The organism is Pseudomonas sp. YQ_5, from assembly GCF_043103305.1.
GTDB classification, from domain to species: domain Bacteria; phylum Pseudomonadota; class Gammaproteobacteria; order Pseudomonadales; family Pseudomonadaceae; genus Aquipseudomonas; species Aquipseudomonas putida_Y.
Map to the genome: position 1 here is coordinate 194,154 of NZ_JBICJS010000096.1, position 13,472 is coordinate 207,625.

General features: G+C 55.3%; 12 protein-coding genes and 1 pseudogene. 7 read left to right on the forward strand and 6 right to left on the reverse strand.

Going from position 1 to position 13,472, the window contains the following annotated elements; genetic code table 11:
* Window positions 1–76: 76 nt before the first annotated feature.
* Window positions 77–1,450, reverse strand: a complete 1,374-nt coding sequence (gene ppnN, locus ACF8EA_RS22645) for a nucleotide 5'-monophosphate nucleosidase PpnN (RefSeq protein ID WP_392523300.1) — start codon at window positions 1,448–1,450, stop codon at window positions 77–79.
* A gap of 208 nt (window positions 1,451–1,658) precedes the next feature.
* On the reverse strand, window positions 1,659–2,720 hold the full coding sequence (locus ACF8EA_RS22650) for a YeiH family protein (protein WP_021782040.1): 1,062 nt from the start codon (window positions 2,718–2,720) through the stop codon (window positions 1,659–1,661).
* A 112-nt stretch (window positions 2,721–2,832) separates the two neighbouring features.
* On the opposite strand from ACF8EA_RS22650, the gene ACF8EA_RS22655 reads away from it, so the two are divergent.
* Entirely contained in the window at window positions 2,833–3,720 is an 888-nt protein-coding gene (locus tag ACF8EA_RS22655; protein WP_392523302.1) for a LysR family transcriptional regulator, read from the forward strand.
* A 52-nt stretch (window positions 3,721–3,772) separates the two neighbouring features.
* Here the strand turns inward: ACF8EA_RS22655 and ACF8EA_RS22660 are convergent.
* Window positions 3,773–4,114: pseudogene (locus tag ACF8EA_RS22660) on the reverse strand (nicotinate phosphoribosyltransferase); the annotation flags it as partial.
* Window positions 4,115–4,444: 330 nt separating this feature from the next.
* Complete coding sequence (locus tag ACF8EA_RS22665) at window positions 4,445–4,909, reverse strand: helix-turn-helix transcriptional regulator (RefSeq protein ID WP_189638527.1); 465 nt, start codon at window positions 4,907–4,909, stop codon at window positions 4,445–4,447.
* 309 nt (window positions 4,910–5,218) lie between these two features.
* Between ACF8EA_RS22665 and ACF8EA_RS22670 the strand changes: the two genes are divergently transcribed.
* Together ACF8EA_RS22670 and ACF8EA_RS22675 are read left to right on the forward strand one after the other, a co-directional pair.
* A complete protein-coding gene (locus ACF8EA_RS22670) occupies window positions 5,219–5,641 on the forward strand; it encodes a hypothetical protein (protein WP_135192953.1) in 423 nt (140 codons plus the stop codon).
* Between the two features lie 150 nt (window positions 5,642–5,791).
* Window positions 5,792–6,343, forward strand: coding sequence for an HAD domain-containing protein (locus ACF8EA_RS22675; protein WP_223271196.1), 552 nt, complete (start codon window positions 5,792–5,794; stop codon window positions 6,341–6,343).
* A 935-nt stretch (window positions 6,344–7,278) separates the two neighbouring features.
* Here the strand turns inward: ACF8EA_RS22675 and ACF8EA_RS22680 are convergent.
* Window positions 7,279–7,569: a hypothetical protein gene (locus ACF8EA_RS22680; RefSeq protein WP_135192952.1), complete on the reverse strand. Its 291-nt coding sequence runs from the start codon at window positions 7,567–7,569 to the stop codon at window positions 7,279–7,281.
* Between the two features lie 329 nt (window positions 7,570–7,898).
* Between ACF8EA_RS22680 and ACF8EA_RS22685 the strand changes: the two genes are divergently transcribed.
* Complete coding sequence (locus ACF8EA_RS22685; RefSeq protein WP_135192951.1) at window positions 7,899–9,242, forward strand: DUF4427 domain-containing protein; 1,344 nt, start codon at window positions 7,899–7,901, stop codon at window positions 9,240–9,242.
* 255 nt (window positions 9,243–9,497) lie between these two features.
* Here ACF8EA_RS22685 and ACF8EA_RS22690 read toward each other — a convergent pair whose 3' ends face one another.
* Window positions 9,498–10,727, reverse strand: coding sequence for an RES family NAD+ phosphorylase (locus ACF8EA_RS22690; protein ID WP_135192950.1), 1,230 nt, complete (start codon window positions 10,725–10,727; stop codon window positions 9,498–9,500).
* Window positions 10,728–11,278: 551 nt separating this feature from the next.
* Between ACF8EA_RS22690 and ACF8EA_RS22695 the strand changes: the two genes are divergently transcribed.
* The 3 genes from ACF8EA_RS22695 to ACF8EA_RS22705 are packed head-to-tail and all read left to right on the forward strand — an operon-like array spanning window position 11,279 to window position 13,411.
* Complete coding sequence (locus tag ACF8EA_RS22695; protein ID WP_223271195.1) at window positions 11,279–11,770, forward strand: hypothetical protein; 492 nt, start codon at window positions 11,279–11,281, stop codon at window positions 11,768–11,770.
* 14 nt (window positions 11,771–11,784) lie between these two features.
* Window positions 11,785–12,744: a hypothetical protein gene (locus ACF8EA_RS22700; RefSeq protein ID WP_274119337.1), complete on the forward strand. Its 960-nt coding sequence runs from the start codon at window positions 11,785–11,787 to the stop codon at window positions 12,742–12,744.
* On the forward strand, window positions 12,731–13,411 hold the full coding sequence (locus ACF8EA_RS22705; RefSeq protein ID WP_135192948.1) for a hypothetical protein: 681 nt from the start codon (window positions 12,731–12,733) through the stop codon (window positions 13,409–13,411). Before ACF8EA_RS22700 ends, ACF8EA_RS22705 begins: the two co-directional genes overlap by 14 nt.
* Window positions 13,412–13,472 lie beyond the last annotated feature (61 nt).

Below are 13,472 nucleotides of genomic sequence, written 5' to 3' on the forward strand. Positions count from 1 at the left end.
GTCCGTACAGGCGCTCCTGTCACCCGGCCCCCGCGTTTGACGGGCATCCATGCCCGTCGTCAGCAAAGCGGAGTGGTCAGGTCGCCACCTGATAGCACGGCACATACTCCGCGCCACCGGGCAGCTTCATCCGGTGCTGGTCGACGAATGCCTGCAGCAGCCGGCCCAGTGGGTCCAGTACGGCGCTGTCGCCGTGGATCTGATACGGCCCGTGTTCCTCGATCAGGCGGATGCCTTTGTCCTTGACGTTGCCTGCGACAATGCCGGAAAACGCCCGGCGCAGGTTGGCCGCCAGTTCATGGGGCGGCAGCTCGCGGCGCAAGTCCAGTTCAGCCATGGCCTGGTGGGTCGGGTCGAACGGTCGCTGGAAGCTCTCCTCGATCTTCAGCAGCCAGTTGAAGTGGAAGGCATCGTTGCGTTCGCGGCGGAACTGCTTGACCGCTTTGAGGCCGTCGACCATGTGCCGGGCGACTTCCGCCGGGTCGTCGATGATGATTTCGTACAGGCGATGGGCGGCCTCACCCAGGGTGGCGCCGACGAAAGCGTGCAACTGTTGCAGATAAGGCTCGGCGCTGCGCGGGCCGGTGAGCACTACCGGGAACGGCAGGTCCTCGTTGTCCGGGTGCATGAGGATGCCCAGCAGGTACAGGAACTCCTCCGCTGTGCCAGCACCGCCCGGGAAGATGATGATGCCGTGGCCGACACGCACGAAGGCCTCCAGGCGCTTCTCGATGTCTGGCAGGATCACCAGTTCGTTGACGATCGGGTTGGGCGCTTCGGCGGCGATGATGCCGGGCTCGGTGAGGCCCAGGTAGCGGCTGCCATGCATGCGTTGCTTGGCGTGGGCGATGGTGGCGCCCTTCATCGGGCCTTTCATCACGCCCGGGCCGCAGCCGGTGCAGATATCCAGCTTGCGCAGGCCCAGTTCGTGGCCGACCTTCTTGGTGTACTGGTATTCCTCGGTGCTGATCGAGTGGCCGCCCCAACACACCACCATCTTCGGCTCCACGCCCGGGCGCAAGGTGCGCGCGTTGCGCAGCAGGTGGAAAACATAATCGGTGATGCCCTGGGAGCTTTCCAGGTCGATGCGCTGGCTGGCCAGCTCGCTTTCGGTGTAGACGATGTCGCGCAAGGCGCTGAACAGCATTTCACGGGTGCTGGCGATCATTTCGCCATCGACGAAGGCGTCGGCCGGGGCATTGAGCAGTTCCAGGCGCACGCCGCGGTCCTGTTGGTGGATACGCACCTCGAAGTCCTTGTAGGCCTCGAGGATGGTCTTGGCATTGTCGACATGGGCGCCGGTGTTGAGGATTGCCAGGGCGCACTGGCGGAACAGCGTGTAAAGGCTACCGGTACCGACTTCACTCAGTTGCTGCACTTCACGTTGTGACAGCGTTTCCAGGCTGCCTTTGGGGCTGACGGATGCATTGATGACATGGCGTTGAGGCATCTAAGTCTTTCCTGTGCGGGTAAAACATCCTTCTTTGACACCACCATACCGAGAAATGTGGGCGGCAACGAGGGGGGCGTGGAAAAACCTTGAGACCGAGCGGCCTGCTTCGCGGGTAAACCCGCCCCTACAGGGGCCTTGCCGTCTTCAGGGCAGCACCCACCTGTAGGAGCGGGTTTACCCGCGAAGCAGCCAACCCGGTCTCGAATCAGCCCAACAGCTTCTGCACCCCCAGGGTAATCGCCAGCCCCCCGCCAACCAGCCACAGGTTCAGAATCGCCCCGGTAGCCAGCGCCCGTGGCCCAGCCTGGCGAATCTGGCTGAAGCGCGTTTCCATTCCCAGCGCGGTCATGGCCATGGTCAAGGCAAAGGTGTCCAGGCTGTTCACTGCCTGGGTCACGCTGCCGGGCAGCACGTGCAGCGAATTCACCAGGACCAGTGCCAGGAAGCCGAAAGCGAACCAGGGCATGGCAATGCGCCCGTTGCCCTGCGCCTGGCCAGCCTTGCGCGAACGGCTGATCCACAGGCCCACCACCAGCAGTACCGGTACCAGCAGCATGACCCGGGTCATCTTGACGATGGTGGCGACGTGCGTGGCTTCGGGGCTGACATTGCTGGCCGCGCCTACCACCTGAGCCACTTCGTGGACAGTGCCGCCCAGCAACAGCCCGGCGCCCATGGTATCCAGATGCAGCCAGCCGGCATTGATCGCCAGTGGGTAAAGGAACATGGACAAGGTACCGAACAGCACCACGCTTCCGACTGCCATGGCGCTTTTATGGGGGGCGCTGCGCAGCGCCGATTCGAATGCCAGCACGGCGGCAGCGCCGCAGATGGCGCTGCCGGCGGCGGTCAGCAAGGCGGTATCGCGGTCGAGCTTGAACACTTTCATGCCGCACCACAGGCCGATCAGCAGGGTACTGGTGACGACCAGCACCGACACGACAAGCCCCGACCAGCCGACTTCGGCAATCTCCTGCAGGCTTACCCGCAAACCAAAGAACGCCACGGCAATGCGCAACAGGCCGCGAGCGGAAAAATTGATACCTGCTGCCCAGCTTGCCGGTACGCCGTCACGCAGCGCGTTGCCATACAAGGCACCTGCGACAATACCCACGATCAGCGGGCTGATGCCCAGGTTGGCGATAGCGGGCATGGCCGCCAGTTGCGTGACTGCGACCGCGAACAGCGCGACGAACAGGATGCCATTGAGCCGCCCTCGGGTGGAGAGGGTAGGGGCAAAGGCGGGGTTGGACGGAACCGTGGCCATGTGAGTCCTCCGGAAAAGGTGTTTCGACAAGGCCTACGTTAATCTGGTTATAAGCTTATAAAAAATCGTAATTTAGGATGGCAAATATCCGCTTAGCTGATATTTTTGAATCATGACCCCAGAACAGCTGATAACATTCGCCACGGTTGCCGAGCACGGCAACATCAGCCATGCGGCTCAAGCCCTGCACCTGTCGCAGCCGGCAGTGTCCGGCCAGCTCAAGCTCTTGCAAGAGGCGTTTGGCGAACCCCTTTACCAACGCGCCGGCCGCGGTGTGCGGCTGACTGCGGCCGGTGAGCAGTTGCTGGCGCATGCCGAGCGCCTGCGCGAAACCTTCCGCCAGGCCCAGGCGCTGCGCGAGGCCATGCGCGGGCTGGAGCGCGGCACCTTGCGCATCGGCGCCAGTACCACGCCCGCCAGTTACCTGCTGCCTTACCTGATCGCCGACTTTCACGGGCGTTATCCGGATGTGCTGGTCAGCACCTCGCATGGCAATACGGCGGAGATCGTCGCCGCCCTGGACAGTGTCGATATCGCCCTGATCGAGGGGCCGCCCGGGCAGGAGTTGCCGTTAGGTACGCAAGTGACGCCGTGGCGCGAGGACGAGATTGTGGCGATTGTGCCCCGTGGGCATCCCTTGGCAGGCAGTGACCAGCAGATGCTGGCGGCGCTCGGCGATTACCCGTTGGTACTGCGTGAAAGCGGCTCGGGCGTGCGACAGATTGTCGAGCGGGCGTTTGCTCGTGATGGCGTGGCGATGCGTGTGGCGCTGGAGATTGCTGGCGTTGAGGGGGTAAAAGAGGCGGTCCGGGCCGGGATGGGCGTTGGCTTTGTTTCGGCGATGTCCATTCGTCACGAAGATGGGGTGCTGCACCGGCTGCAGGTTACGCCGCAGGCGTTGGTGCGGCGCTTTTCCATTCTGTTGCCGCATGCGGCTACGCCTTCGCGGGCTGCCTCGCGGTTTCTTGAATTGTGTGTTGCCATGCAAGAGGTGGGTTGATTGTACTGGTCTCTCTGCGGGTGTGCCTGTGAAGAGACCAGTACAGACACCCTCAATTCAACTGAAAGACGTGTTTCAGATAGGCAACGAAATTCTCATCCCGGCACTGTGTCTTGCCCGGGCTGTCGGAAATCTTCGCAACCGGCGCCCCGTTGCAGTCGGTCATCTTGATCACGATGTTCATCGGTTCCACCCCCGGTATGTCGCAGGTCAGCCGGGTGCCAATGCCGAAGCTCACATTGATCCGATTATGCAACGCCCGGTATAGCACCAGTGCCTTGGCAAAATCCAACCCGTCGGAAAAGATCAGGGTTTTGCCTTTCGGGTCGATCCCCAGCCGTTCATAGTGGGCAATGGCCTTTTCCGCCCAGGCCAGCGGGTCGCCCGAATCGTGAAAGGTGATCCCAATACCGTCCTATAAAGTGTAGGGTATAGAGTAAGCACTTGATTTATATTTGATATTTTTGGGGCTAGATTTAGGAGATGATTGCTATCCAAACCCAAATGTGGGGGCTATCCTGCGTTGTGAATAGCTTGCCGGGATCTTTGCCAAGCATCTCAAGACTCAGGTGGCGCAATTTCTCACAAGTGCACGTGGGAATTTGCTGAGCTAATGCATGCACGTCCAAGCCATCGGCGACGCCTTACAGGTTCTCAGTGGTTACGCCGGTCTTTACGGCGAGTCTGTTATGCGCCTCAATCGGGCGCAGGTACCAAATTTTGATCAGATGGGTGGCTTAGTCAGAAAGCGCTGCACAGTCGTTTTTGACACACCCAATTCCTGGGCTATCTCAGCGTTCGACATGCCGGCTTCCTTCAAAAGGGGGGCCCGTTGGAGTGCTTTCTGTATGTCGCGGGTAGCAGGTCTACCAATTGGTCGCTCGGGCTGTGCAGCGATGTTCTCGATGACACCATCCTGTTTGAGAGCGCTGAGCTTGGACGAGATACGCTTGAGCGCGACGTCGACAGGTTCACCGGAGTGAGCAGAGTGGGCGAGCAGGAGAAGGAGAGCGGGGTCGACTTCGAGCATTGAGGCTACTTTAGAAAGCGTGTCTATCGTCACGTTAGCCTTCCCGCCCTCGATGCGGCTTCTTCCCCTCCGACCGATCATGGTCAGATCGTCCTGAGTCATTTTCCGGCTTTGTCTCAGTGCTCTGACAACCGCCGCCATGGCCTCGCTAAGAGACATGTTCTTCACCTGTAAAAGACAGGATGAAGCCACATTGCGCCGATCCATAACACGCCATATAATGACCGTTAAGGATCGAAAGCATCTATTCCCTATGCGCAAAAATCATGCGGGGGAGTCCTGCGCCCATAATTCAGGCGGTTTCAATATATGCCGTAAATTGACAAAAGTTGGGGTGGAGGCACAGATCCCTTCAGCCCATATGGTGGCAGTTTGGCAAGTCTGAATATGTGTTCGGCGGCACTTCGCTGCAAGGCGCTGGCTTTCGGCCAAGCCCTCATGTGCGAGTAAAAATGAAAGGATCGAAAAATGTTTGTCACCCATGAGTCATGGAGTTCGAATGCATCTGCGCTGTTAGGTGAGGGCCACACGTGCATGAGGATTGTGGAATGGCAAAGCTACCATCACTTCTATCAGGTTGTGGTAGAAGAATTGGAGAATGGGAAATTGGCATCGCGTCAGTATTTTTTAAGCGATGTGAATGTGCTTGAAGACGTTCTTGAAAAGCAGTGCGAAAATTTTAAGGTGACTGAGGTTTTGCTGATAAGTCCTGCCTGGATGAACGGAAGTGGTGGTTGGGCTATGAATAAGATCTTAAGTTTGATCGTTGGCCGGGGGGAGGAGGGCGGCAAAGTTTCGATGCACAAGGTTGCAGAGGGTGTTGTTTATACATCACCGGCAGGTGGGAAAATTGATACGCTCGAAGAGGAAGGTTTTAATGTTCTTATTTAAGTCCTCTATAAAGTGGCTGGGTTCTGTGGATTAATCTCTAGCGTTAAACAGAAGCCACGCTCCGCAAGCTCGCGTGAATTTTCGAGGTTTTTAGGCAGAGTGTTGTCACGAGGAGACGTGTGTGAGTATGGCCGTAGCCGGGGGCGTATCATGATAAATTCTTTACGACCTCGCGTCATTCGACCAGACGACGTGATCTTGTTTTTGGATTTCGATGGCGTGCTTCATCCTGATGCAGCTTTCCGAACTAGGCATGGGATTGAGCTTAGAGCTGAGGGTAAACTCATGATGCATGCGCCGATCTTATATGGAATTTTGCAGGGCTTCCCGACTGTCAAAATCTGTTTATCTACGTCATGGGTGCGAATGCTCGGGTATCAAAGAGCTCGTGCAGCTTTGCCAGTGAATCTTCAAGATCGCACAGTTTCGGCGACTTGGCACTCCCGGATGCGGGCTACGGCTAGGGAAGGGTATGACCTTTTTACTCGCTATGAGCAGATTTGTGGTGCGGTGACTCGTGCAGGGATAACGCAATGGATAGCGATCGATGACGATCCAGATTTCAGCTGGCCGGAGTATGACGATAGGCTCGTGAGGTGTGACCCAAATCTCGGGCTTGGTAGTAAGCAGACTCAACTCCAACTGAGAGCCAAGCTGCAACGTCTTTTTCGGATGAGAGGTTATGATGAGGCTCAGCGGTGAGTCAGAACCAAGCGCGGTTCCCGATGCGCTCTGCGATGTCTGCGGAGAATCGACGCGTGTAGGAGGCGAGTTTCAGTTCGCTACCTTGCAGGCATCCTGGAGAGAGGGATCAGAACACAGTGGTGAGGACTACGAGCTGCATCTTTGTGAGAGATGCTTTTTCACTCAAGTAGCAGGTATGAAACGCATGAGATGGCTCGGGTGCATGTTCGAAGACGCCGGTGATTCGCTTCTGCAGAATGAGTCGTACGGGCGGGTATGGAAGGCGAGCAGAGATGACGCAAAGGATGAAGAGTAAGTGTTGTCGTCTGTCTTAATCAATAGGCTATGAGAGGTGCTACATGGCTAAGAAGCGAGCTCCGTTGTCTACTTGTCATGCTGGCCAGGATGTGGCTGCCGCTTTGCCGACTAGTGTTGTCAACGCTATGCGGAGAGATTTCGGGGTGCCGGTTACAGCATATATTTCGGCGGCTGCTTATGGGCTAGGGGATCTCTATCTGGAGGGAGTGGTCTTCGCCGATCAAGGAGGACGTTTCGATGACGGTGACACCATACGCACATCAATCATCATGCATAGTTCGACTGTTGACGGTTTCCTGCTTGTACAGACGTTGAGCAGCATTTATGTGGTTTGCGATTGGCTCGGTGGAAGATTTTCTGACACTAAGATTTCTAATCACTGATCCATTTGAGGCGCGGTTGCGTGGCCTTGCGGTTCGGTAGTAGTGAATCAAGCCGAACTGCGTTCTGCTTTGGCCCTACTCGCTTCCATCCTCATTGCGCGCTCCGCTTGCAGCCCGCTTCGCGGAAAATGCGATCCTATTGTGGAGGGCGGCATGGTTCCGGTTTTGTGATTCTCATGCAACGGTTGAGATCAAGCCCCTAGTCCGTTTCATCCAGGTAAAAGCAGCATTTAATTGCTGCTTCCATCAGCGCTACAAAGCGGCGAGGAGGGTGCGGAGGAAGGTTTGCCGCCGGTGAATGTTGCTGATGATCAGGTAGTCACGCTCGCCGTCTTGGCTGAGATGACCTGCATCCACGAGGCCTAGAATGTACCCCTCCGCTTTGCCTCTGGCTTCGCGGAGGTCATGCTCACTGTTGCTTCTGTGGATGTCGTCTACCAGACGTTTCCAACAAGCGGCCTGGCGCTTACCGACCGCATCACTTAAAAATGTCGGCGCGTATAGCAGGGCGTCGTAATAACTTGGGGCAGTTTGCGTGTTCAAACGAAGGCTCCAGAGGGATATCCTGAACACATTCTATCATGCGGTCATTCAATTGCCTGTAACTTCCCTGTTGGCTGCTGACCATTTTGTGCGAAATTTATGTCGCTGATGGTCGTTGGCTATCAGAGGGCTTGGGTTTAGGGTGAATTATGGTTTGGATATAATTAATGCGAATCTATAATTCTGTCAATTTATGTATATTGTCGTGTTTTATTGGTTTGTTGACGGTGCAGAAAAAATTTGCTTCCAGTGATTTGGTGGTCTAGCTTTCAAGCTAATGAGTTTGATTGTATCAGTCTCTGATTTTTTGGAAATCATTGGAGGGGTACATGTGTGAAAATAAAGATAGTGCAGAGTTTTCACGTATCGCTCACTATTTCCGAGAGGTCGAGTTCTATAGCGATTCGTCCCCATCCTTCATGCCGGAGTATTTCTCGACTAACTGCTACGTCTCTGATGCGTTTTGGCCTGCTAATTTTCTGCTCAGAATTGGAATTCGCTTCCACCACCTCTGGCCCACCTTCGGCATCAGGAACGGCATTGAAACCATCCAGGGAACGCAGCCTGCCGTATGTTTCGCTGGGCTCAGTGTGGCTGACCTGATCGCTGTGAGGGACGGGTTGCCGGCAAAAAATGAACACGTGACCCAGTATGCGATCACTTTCCCAGCGAGTTCAGTGCTAAACGGAGGGGTAGCGCAGGTAATACAAACTGGCGATTTACGTGCTGTGCTGGAGGAGGAGAGCGGCTCAAAGGTTGTCACGTCGGAAGATATGCTTCGCAACCAGTTTCGATGCACAAATGTCCAGTTCGATTTGTTCAGCGACCATGTAAGCCAACCAGAGTGGCGATGGCCCTACACTGGGGATTACCAGCATGCGATTACGAAAATCAAGGAAGAGGGGCTTGAGGCTAATCCAATACCCGGATTAGATCTGACCGAGGAAAAATGGTCGGGAATCGGTATAGTGGTAGCTAATCAGGCCGAAGCTCTTAGGCTCCAATACGACATCCTCACCCTGATCGATCGCGGGCTTGTTGCTCCAAGCCATTTTGACCACATTCTGGTCTGCAAGCGTTTGCCTGCGAGCTTGAGCAGTCTCAGCAATTCAGGCGCTCAGCAAGCGATCCAAGATGCTTGCTACGACTTTAAGTCATGCTTGGCCATTTCAGACGATGAAACCGCCGCAGCTCTGCAAGACTTTTCATCACGCGTAGCACAGTTAGAGCTGCTCTATCCGATTAGTGCAGCGAAAGAGACAGGTGGTTGCTGGGTGTCTTTTGATGACAACACTCGTCCATATGTACGAGCGCTGTTAAAGGCTGGAAGAATTAAGGTCAACAGGCTGGGGCGCTATCTGGGTAGTCTGGATGAGCTAGACGCTAGCCGAGATCTTCGGGAGCGTCAGGGGCTTGTTAAAAATCTCTGCAAGCAACTGCAGGAAGTGCATGGGGTAATGTGCTCCTACTATAGCGTACCTGACTCCTGGTCGGTTGATGATCACCCTTTCTATTGCGGAAAACCTTGGAGAGGGTTGTATCGAATAACGGATGAGCCGGACGGTGTAGACGAAGAGGAGGATGAGGACGAGTGGGATGATGAAGACGAAGAAGACGAAGATAATGAGAGTGGGGTTGATGGGGAGGAAGAAGATGGTGAAGCCTGGCGTTAGCTTCTCCAGTTTCAGTATTTACCATTACCTCGACCTTAAGTGTCGCGCTTCCATGTTGAAAGCATGCGATCATGGTCTCGCCAAGTGCTAAATAACACTCCGACGGCGGGTGCTGACGGATGCAGAGTTTTCACAAGCTCGCGGATAGTGGGGCGATCGCCTGGGCCCGTGATGATCGAAAGGCGTAGTGCATCAGTTGCGCACGGCTGTCGTGAACCGAAACCAGGTTCACCTGGTCTCGGCCCTGCAGGCTGCTCAACTGCTGAGCTTGGTCGTGAGATACTCAACACGGGAAATTTCAAAGACCGACACACCATCCTTTGACGCGATGAGATCGAACTGAGGTACCCATTCAGGTATCTGCAGTGCTTCAAGGGGACTTCGGTCGAAAAGCACATAGTTAACACCGCCCTCTCGCTGAACTGAGCGGAACGAGATGCCATCAAACCTCTGCTTGTCATAGTACCGGATGAATTCAGCAAGCGCTTGGGTCACAACATAATCCGTGTCATTAGCGCGCACAGGCCGGGCGATCAAGTCGTGGAGATACTCAAGCAATAGCCGACGATCAGTTCGCTTCTGGTAACCAGGCTCAAACCAGCTCATTGATTGGTGCTCAAGCGAAGTGAGCGCGGTGAAATCAAAGAATTCCAACGGTCGGGTGGAGACGAATTCTGCCACCACCACTTTATCCCCAATCGAGGGCCGTACCTCCGCAATCCCCGTCTGTGCGTCGGCGGCGACGTAAAGCAGTGGTACGCCTGAAGGGCTCATCCTGTTATTGGCAGCGCGATCCTTTGGGGGCGCTCCTAGCTCCTTCGCGGGATCATTTTGAAATGCCAGGAGCTGATTATGAGTGGAGGCAATTCGAGCTCGATAAAAGCGAGTAGCTTCCGGGGCAACCTTGACGACAGCAGTCACATCAGGGGTTTCGCGCCTACTTGCTCGCATCGCTTCAAAAATCAGGGACTCGAAAAACATGCTGGCATTGGTATTAAAAAACCTGCGGCCATGCACCAGTTCAGTCGCTATACGCGTCCAATCACCCTCGACCCACCAGCGCTCGTGCTCCTCAGATTCAAACGGGCTTGATACCCGGCAATACTCCTGCCCGTTGAAGTAAAAGTCTTCCTCATCAGCATCTGTATCAATGAGCCGTTCGGCCACCGCATTACATACGGCTTCCGATTCGCACCGGATGGCAATACCAATTATCCGACTGAGGCCCATCTCGTAACCTGGGTGAAGTCCGTGGTCGATGGCAAAATGATCCGAAAGGTGCCTTTTGATCGTCGATGCAATTTTGCTGGAGGTGAGCGCCTCGAGCACTGAGCGGCCGCAGCAGGAGCAGAGCTGCTCCTGCGAACGTCTTGAGGCCTGTTTCTTGAGCCAAGTGTCGCCAATGCAGGTCACACAAACAAACATGGGTTCCTCAGCATCTTCTTTGGCGAGGATCTCATGCAAAATATTATCCAGTAAGGCCATCGAATTGCTTCCTTGTAGCGTTTGAGCAAGGCCAAATCGTATCACCGTCAATTAACTGCGGCACAATCTCCGAAGATCTACGCTTGCCGGCGCTGCATCAGCTATTGCTCCTCAATCTCAATGAACAAGGGCTGCTTCCCTGTTGATGACAATCGCCACCAACTGAGCTCTAGCGTTCGATTCAACCGGAGAGTGTCGCCGTAGCTGCCAACAACGTCACCGTCGTGGCTGCGAGGCCAAGTAAACGGGGGGGAGGGTGAGCAAGGCATGAGCAAACCATTACATTCGACATGTGGTTCGCTATCTCGAATCTGCGCTAGTTGAGCATGACAGGGCCGTCAATCTGAGGCCGCGTGCGTTCGATCAGCCAGGCAACTGCGTTGTGCGCCATTTCTGTGAAAGCACGAGGATTACTTGAGCACGATGCGCGATAAGTCGACGCTACATACTCGTGTCTGGGGCCTTGCCTTCCGTTTACCCCAATGCTGGCCAAATGGTATTGTCGGCGGGATCTCGTCTATCGCGACTTGCCCGGCAAAGGAGACGCCAGCTTGGGAGCTTTACAAAATTCGCCATTCCTCTCTCGATTTGCGACGCCAAGAACAGGGGAGGACACCATACCTGGCTTCTATTCTCCTGACCTCCAGATGTGGGCGGTTCAGGCTCCGAATGGTGAAGTCCCAATCATCGCTGACGGTGCCCTGAACGAGCTGATGACCAAGACGAAGGTCAACGCCGAACAAGATGATGAGGCGTGCTGGCAGATTGAGTTGTTGACCAAAACCTATCAGAAGGTCGAAAGCGATGACGATGATCCCAGTCCCTATCGTGGACAGTCGGCAGATCTGGGTGATTTGCGTAGTTTCGATTCCAGTAACCACCTGCTGCAGCTCGTGACCAAAACTGATGCGGTCACTGAGAGAGACGATCGGTGTAATGCCAACCACATCCTCGAACTGATCACGAAAACCAACGTCGAGCTGGAGCGCGATGACAATGGTGATCCTACGTTCGGCTTGGACACACGTTACTATTCAGACTAACCTGGAAGCGCAACATGTTGCTGTTGGTGACAAATCGCCGTGACATCACGATGGACTACGTGGTTGCTGAGCTTCGCCGGCGCGGCCAGCCTTTTTTCCGCCTCAATACCGAGGAATTGCCCGAAGCACTGTGCTCGATGGCAGGATTTCCTCGGGACGCTTGGTCTATTTCGCTGGACGGGGTAGTTGTTCGTGGTTCGCAGATAACTGGGGCCTATTTCCGCAGACCAGGAGCCCCTGTTGTAGCTGACACGGTCACAGATCCTGGCGAGCGGGCCTACGCCGAAGCAGAGTGGAGCAGCTTTCTCAAAAGCCTGTATTCCAGATTAGAGGGGCGGTGGCTGAACTCACCCTCAAAGATTTTTATGGCTGAGGACAAGCCGATGCAACTCCTCCTTGCGCAGGAGATTGGCTTCCAGGTACCTCAGGCTTTTGTCACGAATGACATTTCCTCTGCACAAGCTATCAATGCACTCGGCAAGGCGATTGGTAAGCCCCTTCGGCAGGCGGTATTGGGGGGTGAAACGGAGCGAGTAATCTTCACCACGCGACTCGCTGAGATTGAGGATGATCAGGCTGAATCAATCAGGCTGACCCCATTCATTGTGCAGTCAGAAATCCTGAAACAATACGATGTTCGAGTGACTGTTGTGGGCGAGGGTGTTTTCGCAACGGCGATCTGGTCGCAAGATAACGAGGAAACGGAAACTGACTGGCGAAAGGGTAGCCGGCCTGATCTTCGCCACGAGAAGATCGTACTTGAGCCTCGTGTTCAGCGCCAATGCGTGAAGCTCGTTAAACGTCTTGGTCTTCGGTACGGCGCCATCGACCTGGTATGCGATCGAGCGGGGAAATTGTGGTTTTTGGAGATCAACCCGAACGGGCAGTGGGCGTGGATCGAGAATCTAACAGGCTACCCAATTGCTTCAGCGATCGTAGATGAGCTGACGGTGAACAGTATTGCTCAAACTTAAAGAACGGCTCCGCTGGCTGTGGCCGACGGTCATCCCTCTGGCACCTACTGAACTGGCCGCGGATGCAGAGTGGAAGCAGCAGATTGCTGCATCAGTGCGTGAAGGGGATTGGACGACCGACAGCGATGTGGTGCTGGACGAATCTAGGCGACTTTTCGATGCGGAGGTTGACCGCCGCAAGAGTGCTGACGCCAAGGCAGGAATTTACCTCGCAGCCATCACGGCGCTGATACCCGTATTAGTCTCGTTGTTGCCGGCGCTGTGGAGTGACAAAGCGAGCAAATGGCTAGGCTGTGCGGGGCTCATGCTGTTCGGGTTGGCAGTTGCCTTCTTGTTGAGCGCAGGGGCCTGGGCGTTCAGAACGTTGAAAGTTGCAGGTTTCGCCCAGCTCGGCCCTGGGGAGCTAGCCACCACCTGGAAAGAAAACTCGCCTAGAGCGGGTTTAGCCAAACAACTCGCCCGCGCTGTCCTACATAACTATTCGTTGGTCAACGAGAAGGTTACCGGCATCAAGATGACACATGAGTACCTGCTACGGGCCTTCCTGACCTTTACAATTCTCATGGTGCTTCAAGTGGTATGGCCGGTTGGCGCCTGGGTGGTTGAGGAAAGCGTCAGACTGATGGACACTCCGGCCCCGGTTCCTTTAATCATGTGCTATTCGTGATCATAGTCCTGAAGGATGGTCGCTAAAGGTGATATGTAACCCCTGTGTCCCGAAGATTTTT